Genomic DNA, 21,842 nt, shown 5'->3' on the forward strand with positions numbered 1-21,842 from the left:
GATGGCACCGGCCCGCAGGCTATCTCTTTTGTCGAGACAATGGGTAGCTTTTCAGAAGCCGACATTGTGGCCTTTCCAGCGTTCACGCGCTCAAACCCTGGTGCCGCCAACCGTCATCTGGTTCATCCGCAGATGCGGCTGGCCGACGCCGACGGGCACGCCCTGTCCGGCCTTGCCGCACATGCCGATGCCGTTGTCGAGCTTCATGTCGTTGCCGATCATGCTGACGCGGTGCATGGCGTCCGGCCCGTTGCCGATCAGCATCGCGCCCTTGATCGGCTGCGTCACCTTGCCGTTCTCGATCATGTAGGCCTCGGTGCAGCCGAACACGAACTTGCCTGACGTGATGTCGACCTGGCCGCCGCCGAAGGAAACGGCGTAGACGCCGTTCTTGACCGAGGCGATGATCTCTTCCGGCTCCATGTCGCCGGAGGTCATGTAGGTGTTGGTCATGCGCGGCATCGGCTGGTGCGCATAGCCCTCGCGGCGGCCGTTGCCCGTCGCCGTCATGCCCATCAGCCGGGCGTTCTGTCGGTCCTGCATATAGCCGACCAGTTTGCCGTCCTCGATCAACACGTTGCGCGCCGAAGGCGTTCCTTCGTCGTCGACGGTGAGCGAGCCGCGCCGCTCGGGGATGGTGCCGTCGTCGACCACGGTGACGCCTTTCGCCGCCACCTGCTGGCCCATCAGGCCGGCGAAGGCCGATGTCTTCTTGCGGTTGAAGTCGCCTTCCAGTCCGTGGCCGACAGCCTCGTGCAGCATCACGCCCGGCCAGCCGCTGGACAGCACGATATCGAACGTGCCGGCGGGCGCCGGGACCGCTTCCAGGTTGACCAGCGCCTGCCGTAGCGCCTCGCTGGCGGCATGCTTCCAGCTTTCCTCACTGACGAACTCGCCAAAACTCTTGCGGCCGCCCATGCCGTAGGAGCCGCTCTCCTGCCGGTCGCCATCGCCGACCACGACGGAAACGTTGATCCGGACCAGCGGGCGGATGTCGCGCACGATCTGCCCGTCGCCGCGCACGATCTCGACATGCTGCCACGAGGCGGCGAGCGACGCCGTCACCTGGCGCACGCGCGGATCCTTCGCCCGCAGCCAGCCGTCGATCTCCTGCAAGAGCTTGGCCTTGACCTCGAAGGAAGGCGAGGGGATCGGGTTCTCGTCGCCATAGAGGTGACGGTTGGTGCGTGCGGGCGCGCCGGCGAGCTGGCCGGAATAGCCGCCCTTTACCGCCGAGACGGCGTCGGCCGCGCGCTTGAGCGAGGCTTCGGAGAGATCGCTGGAATGCGCATAGCCGCTGGCCTCGCCGGCCACGGCGCGCAGGCCGAACCCTTGGTCGGTGTTGAAATTGGCCGTCTTCAGCCGGCCATTGTCGAACATCAGCGCTTCGCTCTCGCTGTATTCGAGGAACAACTCGCCGTCGTCGGCGCCCTTGATTGTGTCGGCGACGATCTCCTTGACGCGATCGTCGGAAATGTCGAATTGGCCGATCAGGCTGGTCATGGCAAATCCATTCGTGGAAACAAATCGTTCTAGAGCATGATGCCGAAAAGTGTGAAGCGGTTTTCGGACGACATCATGCTCTACCTCTTTGATCTGGGGGATGTAGGCGCGAAGCCGCCGTTGCACAATCGCCAACAGGATCAAGCTGACGATTGCGTCGCCGTCACTTGCCGGCGACGAAGTCCCTGATGTTGGCGGCCATCGCGTTCCAGTTGGAAAACTGCTCCTCGACATTGGCCCTCGTGATGCCGCCGGCAAAGCTGACATCCATCCTGAAATTCGAGCCGTCGCCCGCATAGGCCTTCACCCAGCGGTATTTCGCGTTCCAGGCGTTGGCCTGGTCGGCGCTCAGCGGGTCGGTGTAGCCTGTCGAGAATTGCAGCGATTTGCAGTTCTCGTGATCCTCGCAGCCGTAGAAGTAGATCACGTATTTGACGCCCTCGATCCGCCCTGAAAGCATCGGATCGCCATTGTCGTCCTTGTCCATCCTGGCCGAGCCGAAGCCCTTGGCGATGTCGAGGATCGCCGCCGGGTCGGGCCTCTGGAGGATTTCGGCATCCTCGGCCCGGGCGACAGAGACCGCACCGGCCAGCGCCAGGCCAGCCATGAAAGCGGACAACGACGTGCGCATGGAACCTCCTGCCACCAAATCCGCATTCGCCGTCCGACCTCAGCGTCGGGAATGGCCGCGGCGCATGGCGACAAGATCAAGGTAGGGCGGCGAAGCCGTCCGCAAAGCCCTTGAGATCGACGGGAATGCCGATGCCTTCCTCGGGCGTCTGGAAGACGATGAAGGTGGCCGAGGTGCCGCTCTTCAGCGTGTCGAGCAGCGGCTTTTCGAGGATCACCTCGGCATAGCAGCCGTCCTGGAAGCAGCGCACGAAATAGGCGCGGCCGATATCCTTGCCGTCGACATTGAGGCCGAGGCCGTTGGGCAGCAGCACGCCGAGCGGCGCCAGCACGCGCAGGATCTCGGCCTTGTTGTCGGCGGTGCGCAGCACAACGACTGAAAGCCCCATTTCAGGGCGATCCTCGGCGACGACGTTCTGCATCATCACGCATTGTTCGGAGGTAGCACCGGCAGGCGTATCGCAGATGATCGACCATGCGCCATGCGTCGACTTCACCGTGCCGCTCGGCGGCGAGGCGTTGTTCGGCGAGGCGGCGGCGCCGACGGCTACGCCGACACCGAGCAAGGCGACGGCAAGGACGACCTTCGCCAGGGTTCTCGAAAGCCAGGAAGTCATAACGGCTCCATTGCGAATCACGGCACTTTAAGCCGCGCCGGGGCCAAGTAAAGGACGAGACCGCCGCCGGTCCGCCCCGATACCGGCAATTACATGCTTTTCCAAAGCAAATTCGCCCGAATTGCGACCGCTGCGCATATAGCATGGCGAGCGCCGAACACGGCCTTCGGCGTGCGCGCAAAAATGCCGCACGGTTTCCTCCGCTCCTTTCTTGCGGAGGGAAATAGAGTATGGTTTGAACCAGCCTAGGGACAGACCGGGATTCCCAATTCCGGCGTCGTCCGTTATTGGTGCGATCAGATCGCGGGAAGTGGGAGACGAGAGGGCGATGAGGAAATTCCTGGCAAGCGCTGAATTCTTGGCAGGTACGGCAGCATCGGCCGTGCTCTTCTCCAGTGCTGCGGCCCGTGCCGACCAGCCGCGGGAATGGGAGATGACCTTCCAGGCTCCCGCGACCGACATGATGCGGCAGATCGAGCGGTTCGGGAACTACACCATGTGGTTCATCGTCCCGATCACCATCCTCGTTCTGCTGCTGCTGCTGGTCTGCATCGTCAGGTTCCGCGCCAGCGCCAATCCGGTGCCATCCAGGACCAGCCACAACACGCTGATCGAAGTGATCTGGACGGTCGGGCCGGTGATCGTGCTCTTGCTCATCGCCATTCCCTCCTTCCAGCTGCTCACCGCGCAGTACACGCCGCCGGAGGAAGCCAAGCTCACCGTCAAGGCGACCGGCAACCAGTGGAACTGGGATTACGAGTACCAGGTCGACAAGACCTTCTCGTTCAACTCGGCGGTCCTTCAGGATGCCGACCGCGCCAAGGCTGGCAAGGAGGATCGCGCCCTCTATCCGCGGCTGCTGGCGGTCGACAACGAGCTGGTTGTCCCGGTCAACACCACGACCCGCGTGCTGATCACCGCCACCGACGTCATCCACTCCTTCGCCGTGCCGTCCTTCGGCATCAAGATGGACGCCGTTCCTGGCCGCACCAACGAGACTTGGTTCAAGGCGGAGAAGGAAGGCCTCTATTACGGCCAGTGCTCGCAGCTCTGCGGCAAGGACCATGCCTTCATGCCGATCGCGGTGCGCGTCGTGTCCGACGCGCAGTTCAAGACCTGGCTGGATACGGCCAAGACCAACGTGCCCGCCGCCAACAAGGCGCTGATGGCCGAGATCGATGGTACCAACAAGGTAGCGGCCGCCGGCAACTGATGCCGCGGGTTAGCAGGATTTAGGGAACGGAGCGGAACATGGCAGAGGCTGCAGCTCACGATCACGGCGACCACAGGCCGCATGGCTGGGTCCGCTGGGTCTACTCGACCAACCACAAGGACATCGGCACGCTCTACCTGATCTTCGCGATCATGGCCGGCATCGTCGGCGGCGCGCTCTCGGTCGCCATCCGCATGGAGCTGCAGGAGCCGGGCATCCAGATCTTCAGCGGCCTCGCCCAGATGGTCTACGGCATGCAGGGCGACGCCGCCATCGACGGCGGCAAGAGCATGTACAACGCCTTCGGCGCCGCGCACGGCCTGATCATGATCTTCTTCATGGTCATGCCGGCGCTCATCGGCGGCTTCGCCAACTGGATGGTGCCGATCATGATCGGCGCGCCGGACATGGCCTTCCCGCGCATGAACAACATCTCGTTCTGGCTGCTGCCGCCGGCCTTCATCCTGCTGCTCTCCTCGATGTTCCTGCCGAGCGCGCCGGGCGCATTCGGCGTCGGCGGCGGCTGGACGATCTATCCGCCGCTCTCGACCTCCGGCCAGCCTGGCCCCGCGATGGATCTGGCGATCCTGTCGATTCATATCGCCGGCGCGTCGTCGATCCTCGGCGCCATCAACTTCATCACCACCATCTTCAACATGCGCGCTCCCGGCATGACGCTGCACAAGATGCCGCTGTTTGCCTGGGCGGTGCTGATCACCGCCTTCCTGCTGCTCCTGTCGCTGCCGGTCCTGGCGGGCGCGATCACCATGCTGCTCACCGATCGCAATTTCGGCACTTCCTTCTTCGTGCCGGACAATGGCGGTGACCCGATCCTCTTCCAGCACCTGTTCTGGTTCTTCGGCCACCCCGAAGTGTACATCCTGATCCTGCCGGGCTTCGGCATCGTCAGCCATATCGTCTCGACCTTCTCGAAGAAGCCCGTCTTCGGTTATCTCGGCATGGCCTACGCCATGGTGGCGATCGGCGCCGTCGGCTTCATCGTCTGGGCGCACCACATGTATACGACCGGCCTGTCGCTCGACACGCAGCGCTACTTCGTGTTCGCCACCATGGTCATCGCGGTGCCGACCGGCGTGAAGATCTTCTCCTGGATCGCCACCATGTGGGGCGGTTCGATCTCCTTCAAGCCGCCGATGCTGTGGGCGCTGGGCTTTATCTTCCTGTTCACCATCGGTGGCGTCACCGGCGTTCAGCTGGCCAATGCCGGCCTCGACCGCTCGCTGCACGACACCTATTTCGTGATCGCCCACTTCCACTACGTGCTGTCGCTGGGCGCCGTGTTCGCCATCTTCGCCGGCTGGTACTACTGGTTCCCGAAGATGACCGGCTACATGTACTCGCCGATGATCGCCAACACCCACTTCTGGGTCACGTTCGTCGGCGTCAATCTGATCTTCTTCCCGCAGCACTTCCTCGGCCTCGCCGGCATGCCGCGCCGCACCGTCGACTATCCGGACGCGTTCGCCGGCTGGAACATGGTGTCTTCCTACGGCTCCTACATCGCGGCCGTCGGTGTTGCGATCTTCCTCTACGGCGTGTTCGAGGCCTTCCAGAAGAAGCGCGTCGCCGGCGCCAATCCGTGGGGCGAGGGTGCCACCACGCTCGAATGGCAGCTGCCTTCGCCGCCGCCGTTCCACCAGTGGGAACAGCTGCCGAAGATCAAGTAGGCAGCGTCCCGACGCATACGAGACCGCCGGCTTGTCCGGCGGTCTTGGCCAACGGAATGATGGACTTTAAGTACGCATGGCCCTTGCCGAAGACAGATTGATGGAGGAAGCGGGCTTTCGCATGTCGGAAGCGACCGCGGGCGATTTCTTCGCCCTGTTGAAGCCGCGCGTCATGTCGCTGGTCGTCTTCACGGCCTTTGTCGGCCTCGTCGCGGCGCCCGTTGCCATCAACCCGCTGCTGGCGATGATCGCCATCCTGGCGATTGCCATCGGCGCCGGCGCTTCCGGCGCGCTCAACATGTGGTACGACGCCGATATCGACGCGGTGATGACCAGGACTGCCGGTCGTCCGGTACCGGCCGGCCGTGTCACGCCGGGCGAGGCGTTGAGCTTCGGCCTGGTGCTGTCGGTGCTGTCGGTGATGACGCTCGGCGTGCTGGTCAACTGGCTGTCGGCATCGCTCCTCGCCTTCACCATCTTCTTCTACGCCGTCATCTACACCATGTGGCTGAAGCGCTGGACGCCGCAGAACATCGTCATCGGCGGCGCCGCCGGGGCCTTCCCGCCGGTGATCGGCTGGGCCGCGGTGACCGGCTCGGTCAGCCTCGAAAGCGTGATCCTGTTCCTGATCATATTCCTGTGGACGCCGCCGCATTTCTGGGCGCTGGCGCTGTTCAAGTCCGACGACTACGCCCGCGCCGGCATCCCGATGATGCCGAATGTCGCCGGCCAGGCCTCTACCCGTCGGCAAATCTTTGCCTATGCGCTGATCCTGGCGCCGGTCGGCGTGCTGCCTTGGGCGCTCGGCTACACCACGGCCGGCTATGGCGTCGTCTCGGCGGTCCTCGGCGCGGGCTTCGTCTGGTATGCCTGGAAAGTGCTTGCCATGGCTGATGACGACCGTGCGATGAAGCCGGCCAAGGCCCTGTTCGGCTACTCGCTGCTCTATCTCTTCGCCATCTTTGCCGCCTATCTCGTCGACTGCGTGGTCGGTCGCGCCCTCATGATGGGGGGAGTGTGACCGTGGCCGACAAGAAACTCGAGCTGGTCACGCTGACCGAACGCCAGCAGAAGGCACGCCGCAACCGCTCCATCGCCATCGGCATCGCGCTGGCGGCATTGGTCATCATCTTCTATGCCGCCACAATCGTGCGCTTCGGCCACAGCGGGGCCAGCATCACCGGCTCCGGCCTGTTGGGAGGCGGCTGATGGGCGGCGAGACCAGCAGCAAGCCCCGCAAGGTCAACAACGGCATCGTCGCCGCCGTCTGCCTGGCCTTCTTCACCGGCATGGTCGGCATGGCCTATGCGGCGGTGCCGCTCTACAAGATGTTCTGCCAGGTCACCGGCTATGGCGGCACCACGCAGCGCGCCGAGAAGCAATATGCCGGCCGCGTGCTCGACCGCGACATCACCATCCGCTTCGATGCCAACACCAATGGCATTCCGTGGCAGTTCGAGCCTGTCGCCCGCTCGGTGACGATCAAGATCGGCGCGACGGCGCAGGCGCATTACAGCGCGACCAACAAGTTCGACCGCGCCATCACCGGCCGCGCTTCGTTCAACGTGCAGCCGGAGATGGCTGGCGCCTATTTCAACAAGGTGGAGTGCTTCTGCTTCACCGACACGACGCTGAAGCCCGGCGAGACGCTGGACATGCCGGTCGTGTTCTATGTCGATCCAGACATCGTCAACGTACCGGAACTCAAGGACTTGAAGACCATCACCCTGTCCTACACGATGTTCCCGGTCGAAAAGAAACAGCCGGTCGCCTCGTCGGCGCCGGCCGCTGGCAGCAGCAACAAAGTTCCAGATTCCGAAGCAAGCCTCGGGGGTTGATATGGCAGACGCGCACGCAAAACCACAACACGACTACCATCTCGTCAACCCCAGCCCGTGGCCCTTCCTGGGTTCGATCGGCGCCTTGGTGACCGCCGTCGGCGGCGTCTGCCTGATGCAGTATCTGAAGGCCGGCAACTTCCCGGTCTTCGGCCACAACATCGCCAATCCGTGGCTGTTCTTCATCGGCCTGATCATCGTGCTCTACACGATGTTCGCCTGGTGGTCGGACACCATCAAGGAAGCGCATGAGGGTCACCATACGCGCGTCGTGTCGCTGCACCTGCGCTATGGGATGATCATGTTCATCGCCTCGGAGGTGATGTTCTTCGTCGCCTGGTTCTGGGCCTTCTTCGACGCCAGCCTGTTCCCCGGCGAAGCCTCGCAATATGCACGCACCGCCTTCACCGGCGGCGTCTGGCCGCCGAAGGGGCTGGAGGTTCTCGATCCCTTCCACCTGCCGCTCTACAACACCATCATCCTGCTTCTGTCGGGCACGACGGTGACCTGGGCGCACCACGCGCTGCTGCATGGCGACCGCAAGGGCCTGATCAACGGCCTGGTGCTGACCGTCGGCCTCGGCATGCTGTTCACCATGGTGCAGGCCTACGAGTACATGCACGCGCCCTTCGCGTTCAAGGATTCGATCTACGGCGCCACCTTCTTCATGGCCACCGGCTTCCACGGTTTCCACGTCATCATCGGCACCATCTTCCTGCTCGTCTGCCTGGTGCGTGCGATGCGCGGCGACTTCACGCCGAAGCAGCATTTCGGCTTCGAGGCGGCAGCCTGGTACTGGCACTTCGTCGACGTGGTCTGGCTGTTCCTGTTCAGCGCGATCTATGTCTGGGCCTCGAACGGCGCGCTGATCGAAGGCCACTGATAAAAAGCAATTCTGGGAAAGCGCGTAGCGATTTTCCGGAATTTGCTTTCAGCAGTTTTTCAGGAGTTTTGGAAGGCGGCCGCGGCGACGCGGCCGCCTTCTTCTTTTCGGCGCAATGGCCGGCCATCGCTAGGTCATGTGGGCGAAGATTCCCTTGATCATCTGCGCGTATCTGACCACCACGAGCCCACTGTTCGACAGGGGGATGTGGCCCGGGCAAACGGTCGATCTGGTGCGTGTCGAGAAATCGCAACGGCAGTTGCAACTGATCGGCGGCGGCCAAATTCTGCGCCGCTACAGCATCGCGCTCGGCGGCGATCCGGTCGGCCGCAAGCACCGCGAGGGGGACGAGCGAACGCCGGAGGGGCGCTATGTGCTCGACTGGCGCAACCCCAACAGCGTCGCGCACAGGTCGATCCATATCTCCTATCCAAATGCCGACGATAAGGCGGCGGCGACAGCGCTGGGCGTCGATCCTGGCGGCTTCATCATGATCCACGGCCAGCCGAATGGTTTCGGTTGGCTGGGCAGGGTGCTTCAAATGGTCGACTGGACCGACGGCTGTATTGCAGTTACGAACTCCGATATGGATGAAATCTGGACAATGGTGGCCGACGGCACACCGATCGAGATCATAAAATGAGTGAAGATAAGGCGATCTGGCCACCCATCGATCCGATCTCTGCCGGCCTGCATGGCCGCTGCCCGCGCTGCGGCGAAGGCAAGCTGTTCTCGGGTTTCCTGACTGTCGGCAAGCGCTGCTACAATTGCGGGCTCGACTATTCCTTCGCCGATGCCGGCGACGGCCCGGCGGTGTTCGTCATCCTGATCATCGGCTTCGTCGTTGTCGGCCTCGCGCTGTGGATGGAGGTGACGTTCAGTCCGCCGCTCTGGCTGCACTTCATGTTGTGGATACCGCTGGCGCTGGTGCTCTGCCTGACGGCGCTGCGCCTGATCAAGGGCGTGCTGATCACCTTGCAGTATTCGAGGAAGGCCTCCGAGGGCAGGCTGGATTCCAGCGAATGACCGAAACGACCGGTTTGGCCGCCGGCCGTTCGCGGCCGCGCTCGGCGTTGCTGCTCGGCCTTGGCCTCGTGCTGTTCGCCGTCCTGATCGGGCTCGGCACCTGGCAGGTGCAGCGCCTGCACTGGAAGGAAAGCCTGCTCGCGACCATCGACAAGCGCACCCATTCCACACCGTTGCCGCTGGCCGAAATCGAGAAGGAATTCGCCGCTTCCCATGATGTCGATTACACGCCGGTGACGGTGACCGGCACTTTCCTGCACCGGGGCGAGCGCCATTTCTTTTCCACCTGGCAAGGCGACACGGGCTTCAACGTCTACACGCCCCTGCAGTTGGAGGACGGCCGCTTCGTGCTCGTCAACCGAGGCTTCGTTCCCTACGATCTCAAGGATCCTGCCAAGCGCCAACAAGGTGAGGTTGCCGGCAAGGTGACGCTGACAGGGCTTGCCCGCAATCCGCTGCCCGCAAAGCCGTCGATGATGCTCCCCGATAATGATGTCGCCAAGAATATCTTCTTCTGGAAGGATCGCGACGTCATGGGGGCGACCGCTGGCCTGCCTGCCGGCTTCGTGCTGGTGCCGTTCTTCATCGATGCCGACAAGACGCCGAACCCGGGCGGCCTGCCGGTCGGCGGCGTCACCATCATCGACCTCCCGAACAACCATTTGCAATACGCGGTCACCTGGTATGGCTTGGCCGCCGCCCTTGCAGCGGTTCTCATCCTCAGGCTTCGCCGTCCAGCGAAGGAAGCGTGAAGCCTGCCGCTCTTGACAGGGCAGGGGTGCACGCCTCATTTCCCTCCAGCTTTCCGACTGAACCGGCCTCGCATTCATGACTGAGAAAAAGCCACCGCTTACGATCAGGCTCTGCCAGCCGCGCGGCTTCTGCGCCGGCGTCGATCGCGCCATCCAGATCGTCGTGCTGGCGCTGAAGAAATACGGCGCGCCGGTCTATGTCCGCCACGAGATCGTGCACAACCGTTACGTCGTCGAAGGCCTGCAGAGCCTGGGCGCCGTCTTCATCGAGGAACTGTCCGAGATTCCGCCGGAGCATCGTCAGTCGCCGGTGGTATTTTCCGCGCATGGCGTGCCGAAGTCGGTGCCGGCGGATGCCGAGGCGCGCAATCTCTTCTACCTCGATGCCACGTGCCCGCTGGTCTCCAAGGTGCACAAGCAGGCGATGCGTCACCAGCGGCTCGGTCGCCATGTGCTTTTGATCGGCCACGCCGGGCACCCGGAAGTGATCGGCACGATGGGCCAATTGCCGGAAGGCGCCGTGACGCTGATCGAGACCGAGGCCGATGCGGCGCGCTTCGTGCCGGTCGATGCCTCTGCCCTCGGCTTCGTTACCCAGACGACCTTGTCCGTCGAGGACACCGCCGGCATCATCCGGGCGCTGCAGGAGCGGTTTCCCGAACTGCACGCGGCCGCGGCCGAATCGATCTGCTACGCCACCACCAACCGCCAGGAAGCGGTGAAGGAGACGGCGGCGGGCGCCGATCTTTTCCTTGTCGTCGGCGCTCCCAATTCGTCCAACTCGCGTCGCCTTGTCGAAGTGGCGGAGCGCGCGGGCGCGACGATGTCGCTTCTCGTGCAGCGCGCCGCGGAAATTCCGTGGGATGAGATCGCCGGGATCAGGACGCTCGGCCTGTCGGCCGGTGCCTCGGCGCCGGAGATCATTGTCGATGAGATCATCGACGCGTTCCGGCAGCGTTTCGACGTCACCATCGATCTGGCCATAACGGCCACGGAAACGGAGGATTTTCCGGTGATGCGGGTGTTGCGCGATGTCGAACTGACGGCGGCCGACATGGCCTTCGTCAATGGAGCGGCGTGAAAACGGATGGCCGTCTACACCGACGTCAACGAGAACGAACTCAGTGCGTTCCTGAAGGCCTATCCGGTCGGCGAGCTGCTCTCCTACAAGGGCATCGCCGAAGGCACCGAGAATTCCAACTTCCTGGTCCACGCCTCGACCGGCTCCTACATCCTGACGCTCTACGAAAAGCGCGTCGACAAGGCCGACCTGCCGTTCTTTCTCGGCCTGATGGGCCATCTCGCCAGGAAGGGCATTTCCTGCCCGCTGCCGGTCACCGCGCATGACGGCACCGTCATCGGCACGCTTGCCGGCCGGCCCGCCGTCATCATCACCTTCCTCGAAGGCCTGTCGCTCAGGCGGCCGACGGCCGCGCATTGCGCGGAAGTGGGCAAGGCGCTCGCCAGTCTCCATCTCGCCGGCCAGGATTTCCAGATGAGACGGCCGAACGCGCTGGCGATCGACGGCTGGCGCAAGCTCTGGGCTGCCTCGCGCGAACGCGCCGACGAGGTCGAGCCGGGCTTGGCGGCCGAGGTCGACGCCGACTTCCAGGATTTCGAGCGCAACTGGCCGGCGAGCCTGCCGCAAGGCATCATTCACGCCGATCTGTTCCCGGACAATGTCTTCTTCCTCGGCGAGAAACTGTCCGGGCTGATCGACTTCTATTTCGCCTGCGACGACCTCTACGCCTATGATGTCGCCACCTGCCTCAACGCCTGGTGCTTCGAGAAGGATTTTTCCTTCAACCTGACAAAGGGGGCGGCGCTGCTCGCCGGCTACCAATCGGTGCGGCCGCTTCAGGGTGACGAGAAGGCGGCGCTGCCGATGCTGGCGCGCGGCTCGGCGCTGCGCTTCATGCTGACCCGCCTCTATGACTGGCTGACCATTCCCGATGGCGGGCTGGTGATGAAGCGCGATCCGACCGAATATATCCGCCGCATGCGCTTTCACCGCGCGATCCGATCTCCTTCCGAATACGGACTGACATGAGCAAGCACGTTGAAATCTTCACCGACGGCGCCTGCTCCGGCAACCCGGGGCCGGGCGGCTGGGGCGCCATCCTGCGCTTCAACGGCAAGACCAAGGAATTGTCGGGTGGCGAGTCCGAGACGACCAACAACCGCATGGAGCTGCTTGCCGCCATCACCGCGCTCGATGCGCTGAAGGAACCTTGCACGGTCGATCTCTACACCGACAGCAAATACGTCATGGACGGTATTTCCAAATGGATCCATGGCTGGAAGAAGAACGGCTGGAAGACCGCCGACAAGAAGCCGGTGAAGAACGGCGAACTATGGCAGGCGCTCGACGCAGCCAACCGGCGCCACAAGGTGACCTGGAACTGGGTCAGGGGCCATGCCGGTCATCCCGAGAACGAGCGCGCCGACGAGCTCGCGCGCGAAGGCATGGCGCCGTTCAAGAAAGGGCCGGCCACCTCTGCAATGCCGAAGCCGGCAGCGGCGCCGAGGCCGGCCACACCGGCAAGCCAGCCGGCAACCCCAAGGGCACGTCGCTCCACCCAGAGCTATTGATTTCGGCGGGCTGGCTTGCACTCTGACCGGAGAAGCATGTCGTGCCGATAGCCTATTACATCACACACCCCCAGGTGCGCATCGACGCCGGCGTTCCCGTGCCTGAATGGGGATTGTCCGACATCGGCCGGGCAAGGGCCGTCGCCATGCTCGATCAGCCCTGGATCGGCTCGATCCGGCGCGTCGTGTCGTCCGCCGAACGCAAGGCGATCGAAACCGCGGAAACCCTGGCGGACCATCTCGGCCTTGCGGTCGAGGTGCGCGAGCGGATGCACGAGAACGACCGGTCGGCAACCGGCTTCCTGCCGCCGCAGGAATTCGAGGCGGTTGCCGATCAGTTCTTCGCCAGGCCGCACGAGAGCATCCGAGGCTGGGAACGGGCGATAGACGCGCAGAGCCGCATTGTGGGGGAGGTCGAAGCCGCGCTTGCGGCCGGTGAATCCAACATCGCCTTCGTCGGCCATGGCGGTGTCGGCACGCTGTTGCTCCTCCATTTCAGTGGACGGGAAATCAGCCGCATCGCGGATCAGCCGGCGGGCGGCGGCAACTACTTCGCCTGGGATATCGGCGCGCGCCTCATCCTGCACGGCTGGCGGCCGATCGACGATCCGGCGCCGCATCGCGGCCATTGATCGTCAGTGGACCAGCAGCGCCATTGATTGCGGTTCTGCAAAGGGAGTATTATTTACTACTATAGAGCAAGGATAATGGCCCATGGCAAACGTGGAAAAAATCAGCGTGGCGGTCACAACGCAGCAGGCGGCTGTGATGCGGGAGGCCGTAGAAACTGGTGAATACGCCACCACGAGCGAAATCGTACGCGAAGCGGTGCGGGATTGGCTGACAAAACGCGAACTGCGACAAGAGGATGTTCGGCGACTGCAGCGGCTCTGGGACGAAGGCAAGGCAAGCGGAAAACCGGAGCCGTTGGACTTTGACGCCCTTAGAAAGGAAGCTCGGCAGAGGCTGAAGGACGCTGCGTCGAATGGCCGTTGAGGTAGTATGGTCGCCAGCGGCCAGAGTCGATCTAATCGACATTTATGTGACCATCGGCAGTGAAAGCACAAGGGCCGCCGATCGCTACTATGATTGGATAGAGGACCGGGCTCTGCAATTGGCGGACCAGCCACGTTTGGGCGTAAGGCGGCCTGACATTCGAGCGGCGACGCGCATGCTGGTGGCAGCGCCATTTGTGCTGCTCTATGAAACAATACCCGACACGGATAATGGCCCGGTAGAATTGGTCGAGATTATTCGCGTCGTCGACGGACGCAGGGATCTAAGCCGTCTGTTCTGATTTGAACTCATCACTGGCGATGACGGAAACGTCAGCGGATCAGCAGCGCCGTCGAGAACATGCCGAGCGCGAACACCGTGTGCGCCACGAGATTGAGCGCACGCACTTTCGTCGGGTTGGGGAGCCTGGATGTCGCCCAGCCGGCGCCCATGCCTGGAGCCAGCAGGAACCAGCCGGCTCCGACCGTGACGATGCCGAGGATGAAGGCCGGCAGGAAGGTCGGCGCCGCCAGCCAGCCTGCGCCGGCGAGCACCACCAGGACCACGCCGTAGAGGATACCGACCAGATAGTGGAAGGCCCAGCCGAGCGCCTTTTCATGCGCATAGGGCGCGGCCTTGCCGATATCGTCGTGGAAGACCTTCTCGGGCAGATGCCGGACCCAGCGTCCAACCATGCCCCAATTGGGTAAAGGCTGGCCGATCGCCTTGTTGAGGATAATCGCCCAGATATCCATGAACACCGTGGCGCCGATGCCGATCGCCATCGCGCGCCAGATTGTGTCAAACATCAGAGCATGATCCCGTCAACGAAACGTCATCCTGATCTAGAGCTGCTCGAGGATCTTGGCCGCGCCGCTCTCGTTGACGCCGGGCTTTGTCTCGACATTGAGCGCGGTGACCTTGCCGTCGTCGACGATCATCGAAAACCGCTTGGAGCGCAGGCCCATGCCGGTTGCGGAAAGATCGTTGTCGAGCCCCACGGCCTTGGCGAAATCGCCGCTGCCATCGGCGAGATAGAGGATCTTGCCTTCACCCCCGGAGAAGCGCGCCCAGGCGCCCATGACATGCACGTCGTTGACCGAGACGACGGCGATCGTGTCGACGCCGCGCGCCAGAATGGCGTCATGGTTTTCGAGATAGCCCGGCAAATGGTTGTTGCTGCAGGTGGGCGTGAAAGCGCCGGGAACACCGAACAGAACCACCTTCTTGCCGGCGAAGATCTCGTTGCCCTTTATGTCCTTCGCGCCATCGGCGGTCATCGTCTTGAAGGTCACGTCGGGCAGTTTTTCGCCAACCGCTATGGTCATGGGGAGCCTCGCTTGGGGGGATGTGGAAGGGTCGATGCCTTCGATATCGGACCGGACGATTTCCCGCAACCGCTGGCCAAATGCTGGATCAAGGGAAAGGCAGCAGCCCGTCCACCGAACCCTCGGCGCTGGTCAGCGTGTAATAGAGCCCGCCATCGGTCGGCGTCGCCGACGGCCGGTCGAGGATCGGCACGGTGAAGACGAGCTTGCCGTCCTTCTCGCTGCGCACCGGCGCGCCGAACATGTAGTCCCGCTCGCCGGCGATGAAGAAATCGACCGATGCCGGGTCGCCGGGCGACTGCGCCTGGACGACAAGCGTCTCGTGGTCGCCGGGCAGCACGCTGACGCCGAAATCGGACCGGGCCGGAGAGGGCAGCGTCGCGAGCGCGGTTTTCACCAGAGCCGCGTCGGTCGCGTTGTCCGGATCGGCCCCGGGGTCGACGCTGAGCCGGGTCTGCACCGGAATGCAGATCGTCTCGCAGATGCCGAGGAAGACATGCGCGTCGATGGTCGCCGGCTGGTCGGGCGAAGACAGCGTGAAGGTCACCGGCAGCGATACCGGACGGTCATAGCCGGCCCATTTGCCGTAGCCGTCGTCATGGCGCTGCGGCGGCGGGAACGACAATTGGGCGTCGGCGATGTTGGTGCTGCCGGATATGTCGAGCTGCGGCGGCACGCCGGCGTCGCCCGGATCGCGCCAATAGGTCTTCCAGCCGGACTTCAAGGCGATGTCGAGCACGCCGTGGATCTTGCCGGCCTCGTCGGGCTTGCCGGTGGTCACCAGCCGAACCTTGCCGCCTTCACTGTTGTACCAGATCGAGGAGGAGGCCTCGGCCGGGAGGCTTGCAGCCCACCCGAAAACGACGCCGAGAACCAGTATTTTCATGTATCGCATGCGGTGATTTGACCGTCCGTTCTTGGCCGCGCAATGACTTCATCGCTTTTCCGGTATCATATTTGCGTTACATCCGGGACCGGCGCCATCTTTTCGGCGCGGCCGAAACGCGTTACGCTCAAGCCATGGACTTGCTGCGCCACAAGAAGGGAGCCGCCGGACGCGGTTTCCTCGACGACCAGTTCCTGATTGCCATGCCCGGCATGAAGGACGACCGTTTCGCGCGCTCCGTCATCTACATCTGCGCCCACAGCGACGAGGGCGCGATGGGCCTGATCATCAACCAGACGCAGCAGATGCTGTTTCCGGACCTGCTTGTGCAGCTCGGCATCATGAACGAGCAGGAAGCGATCCGCCTGCCGGCGCACACGCGCGATTTCGTCGTGCGCAATGGCGGGCCGGTCGACCGCAGCCGCGGCTTCGTGCTACATTCGGGCGACTATCGCGTGGAGTCCTCGCTCAACGTCTCCGACGATATCTGCCTGACGGCAACCGTCGACATCCTGCGCGCCATCTCCACCGGCCGCGGGCCGCGTCGTGCGCTGATGGCGCTCGGCTATTCCGGCTGGGGCGCCGGCCAGCTCGAAACCGAGATCGCCGAGAACGGCTGGCTCACCTGTCCCGCGACGCCCGAGCTTCTCTTCGACACCGACATCGAGCGCAAATACGACCGTATCCTCGCCTCGATCGGCATCGACCTTGCTCATCTCAGCGCCGCCGCGGGGCACGCATAGCGCGCTCGTCATCCTGTTAGGTTAGCGCGAGCTTCCCCAACGTCGTCATTCTAGGGCGAAGCAGGAGCGAAGCGACGCGCGCAGACCCTAAAGCGCGTCGCGCTGAAACGGATTCAGGCGACGCGCTTTAGGTCCTTTGTTTGATGCATGTCGTTGCCGCAAAACCGAGGTCACTTTTGCGCGACATGCATTAGAATGACGATGTTGGAGGTCTCCGCCAAGCGCTGATAGGCCTCTAAGCCTTGGTCAGCGGATACTGCTCCCTGAGCGTCTTCAGCACCTGGTCGCCGGGCATCGGCGCGCCGAACATGAAGCTCTGGACATATTCACAGCCCATCTGGCGCAGCTCCAGCGCGTCGCTCTCGTCCGAAATGCCTTCCGCTACCACCGAAAGCCCGAGCTCATGCGCCATGTTGACCATGGATTTGAGCAGCACCGCGCGCTTCGGCGTCGAGTCGTCGACGAAGCTCTTGTCGATCTTGATCGTGTCGAAGGGGAAGCGCGTCAGATAGGAAAGCGAGGAATAGCCGGTGCCGAAATCGTCGAGCGACAACCCGATGCCGAGCTGCTTCAGCTTGGTCAGCACATGCGCGGTCTGCTCGGGATTGTCCATCACCAGGGATTCGGTGAGCTCGAGCCGGAAGCAGCGCGGCTTCAGATTGGCGCGCGCGATGACCGAGCGGACATCGCTGACCAAGTCGCGGCGAATGAGCTGGCGGCTGGACAGGTTGACCGAGATCGACAGCGGCGCGTCGCCGATCTGCTTCTGCCAGCCCGCGAGGTCCTCGGCCGCCTGCTGCATGGCGAAAAGGCCGAGCTGCACGATCAGCCCGCAATTCTCGGCCACCGGGATGAAGTCCCCCGGCGGGATCATGCCGCGGCGCGGATGGTCCCATCTCAGCAGGGCCTCGAAGCCGGCGACGCTGCCATCCTCCAACCGCACGATCGGCTGGTAGGCAAGCGTGAACTCGCGTCGCTCGATGGCGCGGCGTAGGTCTGATTCGAATTGCAGCCGGTCGGTGCCGACGGTGCGGAAGGCGGGCCGGAACGGCTCGATCCTGTCGCCGCCGAAGCGCTTGGCCTGGTGCATGGCAAGCTCGGCGTCCTTGACCATGTCCTCGGCCGAGGTCTGCGCCGTCGTCCAGGTGATCAGGCCGATCGAGGCGGTCAGCACGATCTCGCGCTTGGCGAAAGTGATCGGATTGTTGATCGCATGCTTGATGGCGTCGGCGATTGCCGCGATGCGGGCCGGATCCTGCTCCGAAAGTAGCATCAGCGCGAACTGGTCGCCGGCAAAGCGCGACAGCGAATCCTTCGGCTTCAAGATGCGGTGCAGCCGGCGTGCGACGGTGAGAAGAATGGTGTCGCCGGCGGAAATGCCGAGACCGTCATTGACCTGCTTGAAGCGGTCGATGTCGATGATGAAGACGGTCGGCCGCACCTTGTCCTCGGTGCGGGCGATCGAGATGATCGCCTCCAGCCGGTTCATGAACAATTCGCGGTTCGGCAGTCCAGTCAGATTGTCGTGCACGGCGTCGTGCAGCAGCCTTTCCTCGGATTTCTTTTGCTCGGTGACGTCGACCATGGTGCCGACGCAGCGGATCACCTCGCCGTCGGAGCCGATCACCGGCCGGGCGCGCAGCGAGAACCAGTGATAGTGGCCGTCGGCGCCGCGCAGGCGGAAGTTCTGCGCCACCTTGCCGCGGCGGTGCTCCAGCACCACGTCGAGCGTGGTGCGGAACGTGTCGCGGTCGTCGGCATGCAGCACCGGCAGCCAGTTGCGGGCAGCCCCTCCAAGGCTGTTGGGCGCAAGGCCGAGCTGTAGGCTGATGTCCGGCTTGGTGACGACGCGGTCGCGCAGCACGTCCCAGTCCCAGACGATGTCGCCCGAGCCGGCGACGGCCAGCGCCTGCCGCTCGAGGTCGGAGAACAGGCCCTGGTGCAGCGCGCCGCCGGCAAAGGCGTGCTGCATGACGGTGAAGCCGATCAGGAGGATGATCAGGATCAGCCCGCCGCCCAGCGCCGGCTGGGCGATGTCGTTGTCGAGCATGCCGGTGATCGCCATCCACGACCCGCATAGCCACAGGAGCACCATCACCCAGCTCGGTACCAGCATGATCGCCCGGTCATAGCCGCGAATGCCGAGGAAGATGATGAGGCCGAGGCCGGTGAGCGCGGTGGCGGCGAACGAAATGCGGGCAATGCCGGCGGCAACCGCCGGATCGACGATGGCCACGCCCGCGATCAACAGCAGTCCGAGGATCCAGACCAGCGCGCCATAGCTGAAATGGCCATGCCACCGGTTGAGGTTGAGATAGGCGAACAGGAACACCACGAAGGTTCCCGCAAGCGCCACCTCCGTGCCAGCCCGCCATATCTGCTCGTTGCCAGGCGATATCTCGATGATCTTGTTGAGGAAGCCGAAGTCGACGCAGATATAGGCCAGCACTGCCCAGGCGAGTGCCGCGGTCGCCGGGAACATCGAGGTTCCCTTGACCACGAACAGGATCGTCAGGAACAGCGCCAGAAGGCCAGAAATGCCGATGACGATGCCGCGGAACAGTGTGTAGGAATTGACCGAGTCCTTGTAGGAATCCGGCTCCCAGAGATAGATCTGCGGCAGCTTCGGCGAGGCGAGCTCGGCGATGAAGGTCACCACTGTTCCGGGGTTCAGCGTCACCCGGAACACATCGGCGTCGGGACTTGTCTGGCGGTCGAGCGCGAAGCCCTCGCTGGGCGTGATGGCGGCGATGCGGGTCGAGCCGAGATCGGGCCAGAAGATGCCGGAGTTCACCAGGCGGAAATGCGGCGCGACGATCAGCCGGTCGAGCTGCTGGTCGGTGGTGTTGGCGAGCGCGAACACGGCCCAGTCGCCGCTCGAGCGCGTGTCCTTGGCCTCCACCTCGATACGCCGCACGATACCGTCGGGTCCGGGCGCGGTCGAGACCTGGAAATTCTCACCCTGATTCGGGTACAGGTCGAAGGCGCGCGAAAGGTCGAGCGCCTTGTCGTCGCGCGCGATCTTGATCGGCTCGACGGCGAAAGCCGGCATGGCCGCGAAAAACGTGACAACGACCGCCAGGATAAGGGCGAACAGCGACGCGAATCGCGGAAAATTCGTCACATTCAGCCCTTCGTTCCATCGCCCGGCGGATCGTCCGCGATCCGGGCGTAGAGGTAGTGATCCTGCCAGATGCCGTTGATCCTGAGATAGGATCGCAGAAGTCCTTCGCGCCGGAATCCGGCTTTTTCAAGCACACGGATCGACCGGGCGTTTTCGGGGATACAGGCAGCTTCGATCCGGTGCAACCGCAGCGTATCGAAGGCGAAGCGCGACACCAGCTTGACCGCCTCGGTCATCAGGCCGTGGCCGCCGAAGCGTTCGCCGATCCAGTAGCCGATATGGCCGCTCTGCGCGACGCCGTGACGGATGTTGCCGAGCGTGATGCCGCCGGCAAGCTTGCCGCTCGATTTTTCGAAGATGAAGAAGGCGATCGCCGTGCCTTGCGCGTAATCTTCGCGGTAGCGGCTGATGCGCAGGCGCCATGCGGTGCGGTCGAGCTCGTCCGGCTGCCAGCGCGGCTCCCAGGGTTCGAGGAAGGCGCGGCTTTCGCCGCGCACCGCCGCCCATTCGCGGTAGTCGTTGGTCAGGGGCACGCGCAGCGTGACCTTTTCGCCCTTCAGTGCCGGCAGGTCGCGGCGAAAGAAAGGGAGCGCGAACACGGGAGCAGTTCTAGGCAGATATTCGTGGGATGCCCCACGAATATCTGCCTAGATTCCCTGGTTTCTCGAAGGTTTTGATCGCAAAACCGTGGGACACTTTTGCGCAACCTGCTTAGGGTCAGACGGCGAGCCGGCGGGCCGCCGTCTGCGGGCCCGCAAGCGATTCGAGGATCGCTTCGTAGGGCGCAAGCGTGCCCACGGGGCCGACCGCCGTAAGCGTCGGTTTGGTCGAGAACAGCCGCGAGGAGAGGTCGGTCAGCCGCTCGACGGTCAGCGCCGAAAGCCGCTCCATCAATTCCTCCTTGGCGATCGGCCGTCCGAACAACAGCAGCTGCCTTGCGATCTGCGAGGCGCGGCTGGCCGGGCTTTCGGCCGACATGATGAGGCCGGCGCGGTATTGCGCCCGCGCCCGGTCGAGCTCTTCCTGCTGGATGCTCTCGCCGGCCTTCTGCAATTCGTCGATGATCACCGGCACCAGCTTGGCGATGTCGCTCTGCCCGGTCGCGGCATGCACGCCGAAGATGCCGGTGTCGGAAAAACCCCAGTGGAAGGCATAGACCGAGTAGCAGAGGCCGCGCTTCTCCCGCACCTCCTGGAACAGCCTCGACGACATGCCGCCGCCCAGGATCATCGACAGCACCTGCGAGGCGTAGAAATCGCGCACATGGTAGGCGCGGCCCTCGAAGCCGAGCACGATCTGCGCATCCATCAGGTCGCGGTCCTCGCGGAAGTCGCCACCGACATATTGCGCATATTGCGGGATATTGCCCGCCGCCTTGGCGCGGAAGCCGCCGAGCTGCTTTTCCACCTCGCGCACGAAAGCGTCGTGCTTGACGTCGCCGGCGGCCACGATGACCATCCGCTCGGCGTCGTATTGCCGCTCGATGAAGTCGTGCAGCTGCTTGGAGGTGAAGGATTTGACCGTCTCCGGCGTGCCCAGGATCGAGCGGCCGATGGTCTGATGGCGGAAGGCGGTTTCGGTGAAACGGTCGAAGACGATGTCGTCGGGCGTGTCGTGCGCGGCGCCGATCTCCTGCAGGATCACATGCTGCTCTCGCTCGAGCTCCTCGGGATCGAATTCGGACTCCTGCAGGATGTCGGCCAGTATGTCGACCGCCAGCGGCACGTCGCCGGAAAGCACCCTGGCGTAGTAGGAGGTCGTCTCGACGCTGGTGGCGGCGTTGATCTCGCCGCCGACATTCTCGATTTCCGAAGCGATCTCGAAGGCGCTGCGGCGCTTCGTGCCCTTGAACGCCATGTGCTCGAGCAGATGGGCCATGCCATGCTCTTCGTCGCGCTCGTTGCGAGCGCCTGACTTCACCCAGGCACCTAGGGCGACCGATTCGATGCTTGGAAGGGTTTCGGTGGCGACTGTCAGGCCGTTCGACAGACGGCTTACCTCAACACCCATATGGCAAGTACTC

The 21,842-nt window shown here is 63.7% G+C and carries 25 protein-coding genes; 16 read left to right on the top strand and 9 right to left on the bottom strand.

What is annotated here, in order from left to right; all coding sequences use genetic code 11:
* Positions 1-90: 90 nt before the first annotated feature.
* The 3 genes from tldD to AC0YKC_RS01510 form a co-directional block, all read right to left on the bottom strand.
* Entirely contained in the window at positions 91-1,503 is a 1,413-nt protein-coding gene (gene tldD / locus AC0YKC_RS01500) for a metalloprotease TldD (protein WP_488509441.1), read from the bottom strand.
* A 163-nt stretch (positions 1,504-1,666) separates the two neighbouring features.
* Positions 1,667-2,134 (bottom strand): YbjN domain-containing protein, encoded by a 468-nt coding sequence (locus AC0YKC_RS01505; RefSeq protein ID WP_488509443.1) that lies wholly within the window; start codon positions 2,132-2,134, stop codon positions 1,667-1,669.
* Positions 2,135-2,210: 76 nt separating this feature from the next.
* Entirely contained in the window at positions 2,211-2,750 is a 540-nt protein-coding gene (locus AC0YKC_RS01510) for an invasion associated locus B family protein (RefSeq protein ID WP_140681830.1), read from the bottom strand.
* Positions 2,751-3,078: 328 nt separating this feature from the next.
* Here AC0YKC_RS01510 and coxB point away from each other — a divergent pair, with 328 nt between their 5' ends.
* From coxB to AC0YKC_RS01585, 15 genes are all read left to right on the top strand, one after another.
* On the top strand, positions 3,079-3,963 hold the full coding sequence (gene coxB, locus AC0YKC_RS01515; RefSeq protein WP_320294764.1) for a cytochrome c oxidase subunit II: 885 nt from the start codon (positions 3,079-3,081) through the stop codon (positions 3,961-3,963).
* A 38-nt stretch (positions 3,964-4,001) separates the two neighbouring features.
* On the top strand, positions 4,002-5,651 hold the full coding sequence (gene ctaD / locus AC0YKC_RS01520; RefSeq protein ID WP_320294765.1) for a cytochrome c oxidase subunit I: 1,650 nt from the start codon (positions 4,002-4,004) through the stop codon (positions 5,649-5,651).
* Between the two features lie 76 nt (positions 5,652-5,727).
* A complete protein-coding gene (locus AC0YKC_RS01525) occupies positions 5,728-6,672 on the top strand; it encodes a heme o synthase (protein ID WP_434721708.1) in 945 nt (314 codons plus the stop codon).
* Entirely contained in the window at positions 6,669-6,860 is a 192-nt protein-coding gene (locus tag AC0YKC_RS01530; RefSeq protein WP_320294767.1) for a hypothetical protein, read from the top strand. The genes AC0YKC_RS01525 and AC0YKC_RS01530 overlap by 4 nt, the downstream gene beginning before the upstream one ends.
* The gene (locus AC0YKC_RS01535; RefSeq protein WP_320294768.1) at positions 6,860-7,489 is read left to right on the top strand and encodes a cytochrome c oxidase assembly protein; all 630 of its coding nucleotides are present in this window, start codon (positions 6,860-6,862) and stop codon (positions 7,487-7,489) included. Before AC0YKC_RS01530 ends, AC0YKC_RS01535 begins: the two co-directional genes overlap by 1 nt.
* Before the next feature lies 1 nt (position 7,490).
* The gene (locus AC0YKC_RS01540; protein WP_320294769.1) at positions 7,491-8,372 is read left to right on the top strand and encodes a cytochrome c oxidase subunit 3; all 882 of its coding nucleotides are present in this window, start codon (positions 7,491-7,493) and stop codon (positions 8,370-8,372) included.
* A 205-nt stretch (positions 8,373-8,577) separates the two neighbouring features.
* Positions 8,578-9,015, top strand: coding sequence for a L,D-transpeptidase family protein (locus tag AC0YKC_RS01545; RefSeq protein ID WP_488509618.1), 438 nt, complete (start codon positions 8,578-8,580; stop codon positions 9,013-9,015).
* On the top strand, positions 9,012-9,398 hold the full coding sequence (locus AC0YKC_RS01550; protein WP_320294770.1) for a DUF983 domain-containing protein: 387 nt from the start codon (positions 9,012-9,014) through the stop codon (positions 9,396-9,398). Before AC0YKC_RS01545 ends, AC0YKC_RS01550 begins: the two co-directional genes overlap by 4 nt.
* Entirely contained in the window at positions 9,395-10,150 is a 756-nt protein-coding gene (locus tag AC0YKC_RS01555; protein ID WP_488509449.1) for an SURF1 family protein, read from the top strand. The genes AC0YKC_RS01550 and AC0YKC_RS01555 overlap by 4 nt, the downstream gene beginning before the upstream one ends.
* Positions 10,151-10,226: 76 nt before the next feature.
* The gene (gene ispH, locus AC0YKC_RS01560) at positions 10,227-11,231 is read left to right on the top strand and encodes a 4-hydroxy-3-methylbut-2-enyl diphosphate reductase (protein WP_434721712.1); all 1,005 of its coding nucleotides are present in this window, start codon (positions 10,227-10,229) and stop codon (positions 11,229-11,231) included.
* A 6-nt stretch (positions 11,232-11,237) separates the two neighbouring features.
* Positions 11,238-12,200, top strand: coding sequence for a homoserine kinase (locus AC0YKC_RS01565; RefSeq protein ID WP_488509451.1), 963 nt, complete (start codon positions 11,238-11,240; stop codon positions 12,198-12,200).
* Complete coding sequence (rnhA, locus tag AC0YKC_RS01570) at positions 12,197-12,742, top strand: ribonuclease HI (protein WP_488509453.1); 546 nt, start codon at positions 12,197-12,199, stop codon at positions 12,740-12,742. Before AC0YKC_RS01565 ends, rnhA begins: the two co-directional genes overlap by 4 nt.
* A 41-nt stretch (positions 12,743-12,783) precedes the next feature.
* Positions 12,784-13,374, top strand: coding sequence for a histidine phosphatase family protein (locus AC0YKC_RS01575; protein WP_488509455.1), 591 nt, complete (start codon positions 12,784-12,786; stop codon positions 13,372-13,374).
* Positions 13,375-13,456: 82 nt separating this feature from the next.
* Entirely contained in the window at positions 13,457-13,738 is a 282-nt protein-coding gene (locus AC0YKC_RS01580) for a ribbon-helix-helix domain-containing protein (RefSeq protein WP_488509456.1), read from the top strand.
* Positions 13,728-14,039 (top strand): type II toxin-antitoxin system RelE/ParE family toxin, encoded by a 312-nt coding sequence (locus AC0YKC_RS01585; protein WP_434721715.1) that lies wholly within the window; start codon positions 13,728-13,730, stop codon positions 14,037-14,039. The genes AC0YKC_RS01580 and AC0YKC_RS01585 overlap by 11 nt, the downstream gene beginning before the upstream one ends.
* A gap of 31 nt (positions 14,040-14,070) precedes the next feature.
* Here the strand turns inward: AC0YKC_RS01585 and AC0YKC_RS01590 are convergent, their stop codons facing one another.
* The 3 genes from AC0YKC_RS01590 to AC0YKC_RS01600 form a co-directional block, all read right to left on the bottom strand.
* Positions 14,071-14,547 carry a DUF2938 domain-containing protein gene (locus AC0YKC_RS01590; protein WP_488509458.1) on the bottom strand — a complete coding sequence of 159 codons (477 nt, stop codon included), beginning with the start codon at positions 14,545-14,547 and terminating at the stop codon, positions 14,071-14,073.
* Positions 14,548-14,583: 36 nt separating this feature from the next.
* Positions 14,584-15,066 (bottom strand): peroxiredoxin, encoded by a 483-nt coding sequence (locus AC0YKC_RS01595; protein ID WP_320294777.1) that lies wholly within the window; start codon positions 15,064-15,066, stop codon positions 14,584-14,586.
* 88 nt (positions 15,067-15,154) lie between these two features.
* Positions 15,155-15,961: a protein-disulfide reductase DsbD domain-containing protein gene (locus tag AC0YKC_RS01600; protein ID WP_320294778.1), complete on the bottom strand. Its 807-nt coding sequence runs from the start codon at positions 15,959-15,961 to the stop codon at positions 15,155-15,157.
* Between the two features lie 125 nt (positions 15,962-16,086).
* On the opposite strand from AC0YKC_RS01600, the gene AC0YKC_RS01605 reads away from it, so the two are divergent.
* Positions 16,087-16,695 (top strand): YqgE/AlgH family protein, encoded by a 609-nt coding sequence (locus AC0YKC_RS01605; RefSeq protein WP_320294779.1) that lies wholly within the window; start codon positions 16,087-16,089, stop codon positions 16,693-16,695.
* A 235-nt stretch (positions 16,696-16,930) separates the two neighbouring features.
* Here AC0YKC_RS01605 and AC0YKC_RS01610 read toward each other — a convergent pair whose 3' ends face one another.
* The 3 genes from AC0YKC_RS01610 to AC0YKC_RS01620 form a co-directional block, all read right to left on the bottom strand.
* Positions 16,931-19,819, bottom strand: coding sequence for an EAL domain-containing protein (locus AC0YKC_RS01610; protein ID WP_488509461.1), 2,889 nt, complete (start codon positions 19,817-19,819; stop codon positions 16,931-16,933).
* A 2-nt stretch (positions 19,820-19,821) separates the two neighbouring features.
* A complete protein-coding gene (locus tag AC0YKC_RS01615) occupies positions 19,822-20,418 on the bottom strand; it encodes a GNAT family N-acetyltransferase (RefSeq protein WP_320294781.1) in 597 nt (198 codons plus the stop codon).
* A gap of 118 nt (positions 20,419-20,536) precedes the next feature.
* Positions 20,537-21,829: a M16 family metallopeptidase gene (locus tag AC0YKC_RS01620; RefSeq protein ID WP_320294782.1), complete on the bottom strand. Its 1,293-nt coding sequence runs from the start codon at positions 21,827-21,829 to the stop codon at positions 20,537-20,539.
* Positions 21,830-21,842 lie beyond the last annotated feature (13 nt).

Source organism: Mesorhizobium sp. CNPSo 4661 (assembly GCF_057784215.1).

Bases quoted from the DNA above. Each gene is read 5' to 3' on its own strand.
- tldD (WP_488509441.1), bottom strand. From the start codon at position 1,503: ATGACCAGCCTGATCGGCCAATTCGACATTTCCGACGATCGCGTCAAG.
- AC0YKC_RS01505 (WP_488509443.1), bottom strand. From the start codon at position 2,134: ATGCGCACGTCGTTGTCCGCTTTCATGGCTGGCCTGGCGCTGGCCGGT.
- AC0YKC_RS01510 (WP_140681830.1), bottom strand. From the start codon at position 2,750: ATGACTTCCTGGCTTTCGAGAACCCTGGCGAAGGTCGTCCTTGCCGTC.
- coxB (WP_320294764.1), top strand. From the start codon at position 3,079: ATGAGGAAATTCCTGGCAAGCGCTGAATTCTTGGCAGGTACGGCAGCA.
- ctaD (WP_320294765.1), top strand. From the start codon at position 4,002: ATGGCAGAGGCTGCAGCTCACGATCACGGCGACCACAGGCCGCATGGC.
- AC0YKC_RS01525 (WP_434721708.1), top strand. From the start codon at position 5,728: ATGGCCCTTGCCGAAGACAGATTGATGGAGGAAGCGGGCTTTCGCATG.
- AC0YKC_RS01535 (WP_320294768.1), top strand. From the start codon at position 6,860: ATGGGCGGCGAGACCAGCAGCAAGCCCCGCAAGGTCAACAACGGCATC.
- AC0YKC_RS01540 (WP_320294769.1), top strand. From the start codon at position 7,491: ATGGCAGACGCGCACGCAAAACCACAACACGACTACCATCTCGTCAAC.
- AC0YKC_RS01545 (WP_488509618.1), top strand. From the start codon at position 8,578: ATGTGGCCCGGGCAAACGGTCGATCTGGTGCGTGTCGAGAAATCGCAA.
- AC0YKC_RS01550 (WP_320294770.1), top strand. From the start codon at position 9,012: ATGAGTGAAGATAAGGCGATCTGGCCACCCATCGATCCGATCTCTGCC.
- AC0YKC_RS01555 (WP_488509449.1), top strand. From the start codon at position 9,395: ATGACCGAAACGACCGGTTTGGCCGCCGGCCGTTCGCGGCCGCGCTCG.
- ispH (WP_434721712.1), top strand. From the start codon at position 10,227: ATGACTGAGAAAAAGCCACCGCTTACGATCAGGCTCTGCCAGCCGCGC.
- AC0YKC_RS01565 (WP_488509451.1), top strand. From the start codon at position 11,238: ATGGCCGTCTACACCGACGTCAACGAGAACGAACTCAGTGCGTTCCTG.
- rnhA (WP_488509453.1), top strand. From the start codon at position 12,197: ATGAGCAAGCACGTTGAAATCTTCACCGACGGCGCCTGCTCCGGCAAC.
- AC0YKC_RS01580 (WP_488509456.1), top strand. From the start codon at position 13,457: ATGGCAAACGTGGAAAAAATCAGCGTGGCGGTCACAACGCAGCAGGCG.
- AC0YKC_RS01585 (WP_434721715.1), top strand. From the start codon at position 13,728: ATGGCCGTTGAGGTAGTATGGTCGCCAGCGGCCAGAGTCGATCTAATC.
- AC0YKC_RS01590 (WP_488509458.1), bottom strand. From the start codon at position 14,547: ATGTTTGACACAATCTGGCGCGCGATGGCGATCGGCATCGGCGCCACG.
- AC0YKC_RS01595 (WP_320294777.1), bottom strand. From the start codon at position 15,066: ATGACCATAGCGGTTGGCGAAAAACTGCCCGACGTGACCTTCAAGACG.
- AC0YKC_RS01600 (WP_320294778.1), bottom strand. From the start codon at position 15,961: ATGCGATACATGAAAATACTGGTTCTCGGCGTCGTTTTCGGGTGGGCT.
- AC0YKC_RS01605 (WP_320294779.1), top strand. From the start codon at position 16,087: ATGGACTTGCTGCGCCACAAGAAGGGAGCCGCCGGACGCGGTTTCCTC.
- AC0YKC_RS01620 (WP_320294782.1), bottom strand. From the start codon at position 21,829: ATGGGTGTTGAGGTAAGCCGTCTGTCGAACGGCCTGACAGTCGCCACC.